Origin of the sequence: Lactococcus sp. S64 (genome assembly GCF_016516525.1) — a bacterium.
In the GTDB taxonomy this organism is placed as follows: Bacteria; Bacillota; Bacilli; order Lactobacillales; family Streptococcaceae; genus Lactococcus; species Lactococcus lactis.
Window position 1 is genome coordinate 24,696 of the sequence record NZ_JACVUQ010000014.1, and the last position, 9,605, is coordinate 34,300.

Genomic DNA, 9,605 nt, shown 5'->3' on the forward strand with positions numbered 1-9,605 from the left:
GTTCTCTCTATAAGTCTTGCTCTATTACTCCTCGTCAACTTGTTTTTATTTTAGCAGAATTCTTGTTTTTTTACAAGATACTTCTAAATTTTTATTTTTCTTTAATGATTTCTAAAAAATGCTCCAAGCCTTCTTTGGCTTGAATTTGCTGATTACATTGTTCAGAATCTAAGCAAATATAGGTGCCATTTTTAGTATAGGTCCCGTCAGCGCCTCTTTTTGTTGTAGCTAGAAATTGAGTGACAATACTTGTTTTTTGGCAAATGGCACAGATATTTTTCATGCTGCCAGAGATACTGCCATAGAAACCACGCCCGTCAGCGGTCAAAAGATATTTTCGGCCGCTTGAAACTTCATTCCAAGCAAAGTAAGTGACATCACGTAAGTCCCATTGACTTGTCGCTGGAATTTTTAACTTTTTAACTTTTTTGAAAGCTTTTTTCATTTGAGCTTCACTCGGTAAATGAAAAGCTTCGACTAAAGTTTTAAGTTCTGTCAGTAATTTTTCAGCTTGTTCTCTTGATAATTTAGGATTATCAATGGCTGATAAGTATTCTTGGATAGCAACTTTTACTGACAGATTATTTTCACTGACAAGACTGTCAGCATTTTCAGCGATTTGCAAAATTTCTGTGGCGACTTGGGCGTAAACTGCCTCAACTGTCGATTTATCATTGACAGAGTGATAGACATTGACGAGGTCAAAGGTCAGGTATTTAATTCGATTATATTCATATGGTTTTAACATTTTCTTATTCCTTAAGATGTGAACCCGACTGCTTTGAAGTTATGAAAATTGAGAAAATGCGGTTCTGTGCAAGGCACAGGTTCCATTTTGTCTATTTTCATCCACTTCAAGGAGGGTGAACTCAATTTGTTCTTATCCGCAAAGAAATAAGACTTTGCGGTAATCTAAGCGAGAGCTCTTACTCGCACTTGATTACCAACCATCTTCTTAAAATTCATTTGAATCTCCTTTTATCTAATGGTTAGAAGTCACTTCTCTAAAAATAGAAGTCACTCATTAAAATGTTTTTGTTCCAAAATCTGGAACGTCATGGAAATCTTTACCATTTTTGTAGTTTTCAAATTTTCCTTGCAAAAATTGGTAAGCGTCTAAACGACTTTCATAGCGAATAGCTGCTTCTTTCGCTTCTTTTTTACCGTCTTCTGTGGCAATTTTTTCAGCTGCTTTCATGGCAAGTTCAGAAATTTGAACTTGTTGGTCCACCCATTCTTGAAAATCTTTTAAAAAATTTTGTTCGTAAGTCATTTTTTCTCCTATTAAAATTCAGAGCTGTCGGCTCATCATTATCTTTTGGGTTTGATTAAATCATAGCTTTGCTCAACCATTTTGCAAACTTGCTCATCAGCAACATCTCCACCAAGTAAAACATCGTTCCAATGCGTTTTATTCATGTGAAATGCTGGATTAATATCCACAAAGAAATCTCGCAATTCGATTGCGATTTCTGGCTTCTGCTTGATTGCGATATTGACTCGGCCTTCTCGCTCAGAAATATAAGCAAATGATTTTTTATTCTTTAAATGTCGCATCACTACCGTTGGCTGACCCTTCTCCATTTTGGCAAAGGGAGTATCTGCAAAAGTCGGCCCAAGAGACAAGCAAAAATCAATAAGTTCTTTTTTATTCATCTATTTATTAAGCTCCAATTGATAAGCAAAACGGTCACCTTCAAATTGAACAAGTCCTCGTTTTACAAAGCCTTCACGTTCAAAGACGTGTTGCATCAATTTATTGACCGGGTGGGTATCTAGGCGAAAATCAGAGTATCCTTTAGATAACATCAAGGTAAAAATATTTGAAAATAGATATCTTGTCAAAGATTGTCCACGAAATTCGTTAGACAAAGCAATTCGATGAATGGTCACATAATCAAAATTTTGATTTGACCAAGCGCCGTCAGTAATTTGAGTATAAGCTGGTTCTTCACCTGTAATAATTGCACAATAACCGGCTATTTTATCATCAACTAACAAGACATAGGCCTGTTCTTTCGCAAAATCCTCTTCAATATCAAAAACTGCTGGATAAGCATTTTGCCATTGGTCACTCCCAGAATCAGCCAAAAAAGTTCTTGCTTCTTCAATAATTTTCATAATTGACAGCAAATCTTTCGGGCCTGCTTTTCTCATATAAATCATATAAAACCTCGGATTTTTTCCATTTTATCATAAAAATAATTAATGACAGAACCGTCAGATTTACTGACGGCTCTTTTTATTGACAGTATCATCAACTTTCCTATCAAATCTCTTATCTGTCAGTAAATCTAATTTTTTTAGATATCACAAAACGCTAGTCTAAAGAAATTTCTGAATTTTCTTTAGTGACTAGGAGTACCTGTGCCGTTCCCCCTAAATATTTTTCACTCAATTCAGCTAATTTTTGAGTTGCAGCATCTAGAACTTCACCGCGTTCAGGGTCAACAGATTCAATAATCAAAAAAGCATTTTTGGTTTGTTCTGTCAGCATCGTTCTTTGACCATCACGCCAATTCCATGAGCGACAAACTGCACCTTCATCATCAAGATAGCAGATTTCACCAGGCAAAGCATTATCAGCTTCAACATCACCCAAAGCCAAGAAATGTTCGCCACCAACAGCTTTTGTCAAACGTAGATTTCCTGCAAAAGTATCAATATCCTCACCACCAGCAGGTAGCCCATAGTTCAAGCTAATACTATTGTAAATATCAACCAAAGGATTAATCGAACCCACAGCTTTACCCTTATCTACTCGTTTAAGCAGATTTTCAATCGAACTTCTAGCCCCTTTTTTTGTTTTAAATTTTTGATAAGCCTTGCGCCAAACAGAGACTACAGGATTTTCACTAAAAACAGCTGCTTCTAAAAATTGCTCTGCATTTTCATTCGCCTCATCAAGATTTTTTTTGATTTCAGCACTTGATTCCATACTATTATCAATATTTTTAGCTAAAACAATTCCGATTTTTGTCTCAGGAAAAAGTTCCCAAAATTCAGGTTCAACAATAAATTTTTTCATAATTTTTTCTTACTTTTCTAATTTTAACTATAAAATTTACTGACGAAAATCTTGTCAGTAAAATACGACTGAATAAGGAGTATTTTATCTGTGGATAAAAGAATGAACAGAGGAGCTGGTCATTCTATCCGTCGTCAGCGAGTGAATTGAGCATTTTAGTTGTGGATAAAAGAATGAACAACAAAGCTGAGCATTCTATCCGTCGTCAGCGATTGAACAACGGGCAGGTAAATCATAATTAAAAGAATGAACAACTAAAATATCCATTCTGTCAGTAAATTTTCACTTAAACTTTAGCTACTAGCAACTAATAATTCTGTCAGCAAAATTTCTCAATATTTACCATATTTTTGCGGACGGCGTCCACGTTTTTTACCCTTAGCAAAAGCTTCAGCTTTACGTTCTTCCTCCAAATGTTCAAATTTAACAATTTTCAAAGGTTCATCACGTTTTGTCAATTTAACAACTGCTTCAGTTCTTGCTGTATGTGGGAACATGTCCACTGATTGGATGTATTCTACTTTATAATAATTGGCCAAAACGACTAAATCTTTTGCCAAAGTTGAAACGTTACAGCTGACATAAACCATTTTTTCCGGTGGGAATTTAGTAATTGTTTCAAGCAATGCATCATCAAGCCCCGTACGTGGTGGGTCAACAATCATTGCAGTTGCTCTATGACCAGATTTGTTCCAATTTGGAATAATTCGCTCCGCTTTACCAATTTCATAGTGGCAATTTTTAAGCCCCAAACGTTTGGCATTTTCACGCGCATCAAAAATTGATTCTGGTGTAATATCCATTCCATGAACCGATTTTACTTTTTTAGCCACCGCAAAACCAATCGTACCTACACCACAATATGCATCAATGACACGGTCATCTTTTTTAGGATTCAAAGCCTTAACTGCTTCACCATAAAGTACATTGGCTTGCTCAGAGTTCAATTGGTAGAAAGCACGAGGACTTAATTCAAATTCATAATCCAAAACGCCTTCGGTAATTGTTTCTTTTTCATTGAACAAAATTTGTGTGCGTTCGCCATAGATTTCACTGGTTTTTCTTGGGTGGAAATTGACCGCAACCGTCACAATTTCTTCAAATTCTTCTGTCAGTGCTGACAACATTTTATCAAATTTAACAAAAGAATTTTTTTGACGTTTTGAAGGTTCTTCACGTAATTCAGGCCAAACTTGTCCGTCCAAAATAATTGGTGTTGAAGTCACAAAAATGATTTGTACTTCACCTGTTTTTTGTGAGCGACGAACCATGACCGTACGAATTCCGCCGATTTTACGTTCATCATATACAGGTAAATCAAATTTTTCAATCAAACGGCAAATGTGATTGATAATTTCTTGGGTTTTGGGATCTTGAACCAAACAGTTATCTAGGTTAACCAAATGATGTGTTCCTTCTTGATAAAGTCCCGCAATCACTGTTCCGTCATTCAAACGACGCACTTGGAACTGCAATTTGTTACGATAACCAAGTGTATTTTCCATTCCCAAAGTTGCACGCAATTCATAATTACGCCAACCTGCTGGTTTATATTTTTCTAAGGCCTGACGCATAACATCACGCTTAAATTCCAATTGCATTGGATAAGAAAGATGCATGATGTGAGATTGACTCATTTCATGATAAGCTTTATCCTGTGGTTTCACACGGTTTGGTGATTTTTCAATAATCTTAACCAATTTTGCACGACTAAAATTTCTAGCATTTTCAGTAATTTCAACTAAAACTTCTTCACCTGGAAGTGCATAAGGAATAAAAACAAGTCGTCCTGAAATGACGCCAATTCCTTCCCCATTTATTCCCATTCGCTCGATTTCGAGTTGAAGTTTCTGTCCTATTTTTAAATTTATCATTTGTTAATTATTTTCCCTCTAGTTCGTCAATTAAATGACCATTTTCAATCCATTATAAAAAAATCACTAATAAAGGATTGTGTGATACACTATTATAACATTTCACAATTTCTTTTTGTAGTCTTTTTCTACTTGAATCCTAAAAGATTTGAACTTATTTTTTCATCTATGAATATTATTCTCCAAATAAAAAGCCTGACACTGTCAGACCTTTTATTTTTTCTTTAATTATTGTTTTTTACGTCTAAGTAAAAGAGCAAGTGGCGAAATAATCACTGCCATAATTCCTAGCAGAGTCAAAACAATTTGTGATTTTTGACTATCACCAGTACTTGGAAGAACATCTGTTGGCTTACTATCTTTTACAGCCTTAGCCGTAGGTGTTTTTGATTGATTATTAGATGGTTGACTTGGTTTATCTGGGTGAACTGGAGGAACGATAATTCCTGCAGGCACCTTATGATAAACGACAATTCTTTCAATGTCCGCTGTATCTACCGTAATTCCTGTCATTTCATCAATCTTAAGTTGACTTGCGATGTAATCTTTAATGATTGGCGAAAGAACTGCTGCAAATCTTCCACCATTATCAGCTGTCCAGTCACTATAAGTTTTCTCACCCGTCACTTTGTCAGTAGTGATTGTCCGACTAAAGACAATTGTTGCCTTATAGTTGTCAGCAGCCTTATCCCCATTATCATAAACATAATGAATGACTTCATTAACTGATTTATTTTCCGTCTCAACTACTGTGCCATGTTTTAGTCTCACAATATAATGTTGAGGGTCATCAGCAAATTTAGTTCCATCTTTTGGATAATCATCAGAAATTAATTCGTAGCCCTTATCTGTATAAGATTTAATCGTATCAGCCGTTGTATAACCTGAATCATCTCCAGTTCCACCAGACAAATCTTTAGTAGTCAAAATTTTTCCAGTCGTTTCATCAATATAAGTAACATCAATGGTTCCTTGATTTCGAGTGTAAGTTACTGTCACAGAAATATCTTCTGTATCTACCGTAATCCCTGTCATTTCAGAAACTTTAAGTTGATCAGCTGTATAGCCATCAATTACTGGAGAAGTTACTGACGCAAAACTATCACCGTTATCAGCTGTCCAATCACTATAAGTTTTCTCACCCGTCACTTTGTCAGTAGTGATTGTCTGACTAAAGACAACCGTAGCATTGTAGTCAGTAGCTGCTTCTCCCCCACCTTCATAAACATAATGAATCACTTGATTGACCGTTTTATTCTCAGTCACTTCTGTTAACCCGTGTTTTAATCTCACAATATAATGTTGAGGGTCATCAGCAAATTTAGTTCCATCTTCTGGATAATCATTTGAAACTAATTCGTAGCCTTTATCTGTATAAGATTTAATCGTGTCAGCCGTTGTATAACCTGAATCATCTCCAGTTCCACCAGACAAATCTTTTTTACTTAAAGTCTGTCCCGTTGTTTGGTCAATATAAGTAATATCAATAGTTCCTTGATTTCGAGTATAAGTTACTGTCACAGAAATATCTTCTGTATCAGCAGTAATTCCTGTCATTTCAGAAACTTTAAGTTGATCAGCTGTATAACCGTCAATTACTGGAGAAGTTACTGACGCAAAACTATCACCGTTATCAGCAGTCCAATCACCGTATGTCTTATCATTCGTTACTCTGTCAGTAGTAATAGTACGACTAAAGTCAACCGTAGCATTGTGGTCAGTAGCTGCTTCACCTCCACCTTCATAAACATAATGAATCACTTGATTGACAGCTTTTTTATCAGTTGATTCTGTTAAGCCATGTTTTAATTTTACTACATAGTGTTGTGGCTCATCCGTAAAGACTGTCCCCCCACTTGGGTAATCATCAGAAACTAATTCATAGCCTTTATCTGTATATGACTTGATATCATCAGCAGTTGTATAATTTGACGGATCATCCGTTCCACCAGATAAATCTTTTTTAGTCAAAACTTGACCAGTTGTTTCATCAATGTAAGTAACATCAATGGTTCCTTGGTTACGTTTATAAACGACCTTTTTCTGAATATCTGCTGAATTGGCTGTGATTCCGCTTATTGCATCAATTTTTAATTGGTCAGCTGTTTCTCCTTTAATTGTTGGCGAAACTACTTCTCCGAAACTATCCCCATTTTGTGCTTGCCAATCCCCATAAGTCTTTTCACCAGTTACTTGATTGGTTGTCACACTTCTTGTAAAATTCAATGGAGGAGCATTATAATCATCTGCTGCCTTGCTTCCATCTTCATAAACATATTGAATAGTTTCATTGACTTGTTTTTGCTCAGAACTTACAACTAATTTTTGTTTCAAATTAACAACATAGTGTTGAGCTGTATCCGTAAAGACTGTCCCACCACTTGGATAATTATCCGAAACCAATTCATAACCTGCATCTGTATAAGATTTAATGGTGTCAGTTGTGGTGTAATTAGAAGAATCACCTGTTCCACCAGATAAATCTTTTTTACTTAAAGTCTGCCCCGTTGTTTGGTCAATATAAGTAATATCGATGCTTCCTTGATTTCGAGTATAAACATAGTTTACAGTTTGGTCATTGGCAGCATAATTCCCCGAAGTCGCTGCCCCATTTGAAGCCTTAAAGGTATAGCCTGGAATAGTCTTTTGACTTGTCACATATGGAGTATCAATATCTCCACTTGTTGTTTCTTGCTGAGCAATCGTATTTCCTTGTTCATCCACATAATTAGCAATAACAGTACCTTGAGCTACCGTATAAGTAAAATTAACATTGCGCAATTGTTGCAAATTCATAAATGCACCTGTTGAAGCTGCAATTGAGAAAGACATCGCCTGATTTGTTCCAACAAAAGAAGAAACATCTTGCGTCCAAGTTTGACCACCATAAGTAACTGACATTACCTTTGTCGCACCATTATAGCTCATCGTAAAATCAACAAAATTATTATTTGATGGTTCAGAAATGCTCTGGGCACTAGAAGCTATTGTTTTAGCTTGTCCATTCAAACCATCAACAAAGGCTCCAAATGGTTTACCCTTAAAATTTGATGGGTCAGGTGTGAAACTGTTCTCCCCAACACCATTATAGTAAGTATCAAGCTTAAAACCAAAAGCTCCATTCACACCGCCAATACCTGCAGCTCCACCGGGTGCTCCTACAACATTTGTATCACCAGGGTGAAAAAGAAAGCCTACACCATCTGCTCCCCCAGCATTCTGTGCTTTATCTCCTAAATTAATTTTCCCAGTGAAAGTAAAGTTTTGTGACATATCAACTTTAGTCTTCAAAGTTACATTTCCTGCTTGACTTGCCTTATTAGGTGTCAAAGTTTGAGTATAGGTAGCTAAATCATAATCAAACCCAGCAGCTGAACCATTTCTCTGGAAATAAGTTAGAAAATCTTTTGGATAGACTGTTATATCTCTGGAAGTAGCGGCATAAACCCGTTGTATTTTAAAAGAGTCGGGGAGGTTTGTTAAAACAACCCCGCCACCTGCCAGAAGCGTTAAAGTTCCCATAGTTAAAAGAGCACTCGATTTTTTATTCATTTCTTCATCTCCGTCATATTTGTAGATTGTTTGTTATAATTTTACTACAAAAAGAGAGGAAAAGGGGATATTTTGTACTTTTTTTATTACGCTTTTTTGAAGTTACACATTCTAAATTGAAAACAAGTAGATGAAACCGCTCTATAAACGGATGATGTTTGTAACTTTAAAGAAATAAGCATCTTTTACAAACATGTAAATAAGCTACATTTCCGTTTCGTGTAGTAATTTTATTACGCGATTTATCCGTAACAATTTTTAATTGTTTTCGTATATAATATAGGTATGGGAAAAATCACAGCAATAAAAAAATTAAAACGACTTTACCGTGTGGATTTATCTGGATTTGATGATGAAGATAAAATATATCTTTCTGAGGATACAATTGTTCACTTTTTTCTAAATGTCGATAAAAAGCTCGATGATGCAGATTTAGAAGAGATCCAATCTTATGACCAATTTGCTCAAGGAAAATCACTAGCACTCTACTACATTTCCTTTAAAATGAGGACAAGTTCGGAAGTAAGAAAATATCTTAGTGAACACGAAATTGACAATACTGACCAAATTGACGAGGTCATAAATGTTCTAACAAAAAACAATCTAATTAATGATAAAGCCTACGCTGAAAATTTTATTGAAGGAAAAATTTCAATGGGAAGCGCTGGCCCCTATCAAATTAAACAGAAATTAATAACAAAGGGTATTGAATCCTTGATCATTGACCAAGCGCTTTCTAACATTTATGATGAGGAAAAACAAATAGAAGTTGCCTACAAACTTGCCGAAAAAACAAACAGAACTTATGGGCATAGATTGACCCTAAAACAGCTGAAAGATAAAATTATTCAAAACCTAATGAATAAAGGTTTTACGTATTCTATCTCTTCAATTGCTTTAGAATCACTTGAATTAGAAACAGATGAAGAAAATGAGACCCAACTTCTCTACACAGCACTAGAAAAAGTTGCCAAACGCTACAGTAAAAACTATGAGGGGTACGAGCGAAAGCAAAAAGTAACACAGGCTTTGACTAGAAAAGGCTTTTCATATGATGATATTAGTAGTGCATTACGTGATTATACATTTCCAGAATAAATAAAAAAGGCCCGAGAGGTCTTTTTTATTTATTCATACATCCTATCTCTTGA

General features: G+C 35.5%; 8 protein-coding genes. 1 reads left to right on the forward strand and 7 read right to left on the reverse strand.

Translation table 11 applies throughout. The features are described from left to right. Window positions 1-91: 91 nt before the first annotated feature. The 7 genes from IAE51_RS11250 to IAE51_RS11280 form a co-directional block, all read right to left on the reverse strand. The gene (locus IAE51_RS11250; protein WP_015427198.1) at window positions 92-748 is read right to left on the reverse strand and encodes a FusB/FusC family EF-G-binding protein; all 657 of its coding nucleotides are present in this window, start codon (window positions 746-748) and stop codon (window positions 92-94) included. A gap of 276 nt (window positions 749-1,024) precedes the next feature. Then, window positions 1,025-1,273: a DUF1912 family protein gene (locus IAE51_RS11255; RefSeq protein ID WP_003132639.1), complete on the reverse strand. Its 249-nt coding sequence runs from the start codon at window positions 1,271-1,273 to the stop codon at window positions 1,025-1,027. A 38-nt stretch (window positions 1,274-1,311) separates the two neighbouring features. After that, a complete protein-coding gene (locus IAE51_RS11260; RefSeq protein ID WP_003132638.1) occupies window positions 1,312-1,656 on the reverse strand; it encodes an MmcQ/YjbR family DNA-binding protein in 345 nt (114 codons plus the stop codon). After that, window positions 1,657-2,166: a GNAT family N-acetyltransferase gene (locus tag IAE51_RS11265; protein ID WP_010906361.1), complete on the reverse strand. Its 510-nt coding sequence runs from the start codon at window positions 2,164-2,166 to the stop codon at window positions 1,657-1,659. Window positions 2,167-2,320: 154 nt separating this feature from the next. Beyond that, the gene (locus IAE51_RS11270) at window positions 2,321-3,028 is read right to left on the reverse strand and encodes a B3/4 domain-containing protein (RefSeq protein WP_012898657.1); all 708 of its coding nucleotides are present in this window, start codon (window positions 3,026-3,028) and stop codon (window positions 2,321-2,323) included. Window positions 3,029-3,360: 332 nt separating this feature from the next. Further along, complete coding sequence (gene rlmD / locus IAE51_RS11275) at window positions 3,361-4,902, reverse strand: 23S rRNA (uracil(1939)-C(5))-methyltransferase RlmD (RefSeq protein WP_200095505.1); 1,542 nt, start codon at window positions 4,900-4,902, stop codon at window positions 3,361-3,363. 228 nt (window positions 4,903-5,130) lie between these two features. Then, the gene (locus tag IAE51_RS11280) at window positions 5,131-8,454 is read right to left on the reverse strand and encodes a MucBP domain-containing protein (protein WP_233611071.1); all 3,324 of its coding nucleotides are present in this window, start codon (window positions 8,452-8,454) and stop codon (window positions 5,131-5,133) included. 285 nt (window positions 8,455-8,739) lie between these two features. Between IAE51_RS11280 and recX the strand changes: the two genes are divergently transcribed. After that, the gene (recX, locus tag IAE51_RS11285; protein WP_200095507.1) at window positions 8,740-9,552 is read left to right on the forward strand and encodes a recombination regulator RecX; all 813 of its coding nucleotides are present in this window, start codon (window positions 8,740-8,742) and stop codon (window positions 9,550-9,552) included. The last annotated feature ends 53 nt before the right edge of the window (window positions 9,553-9,605 follow it).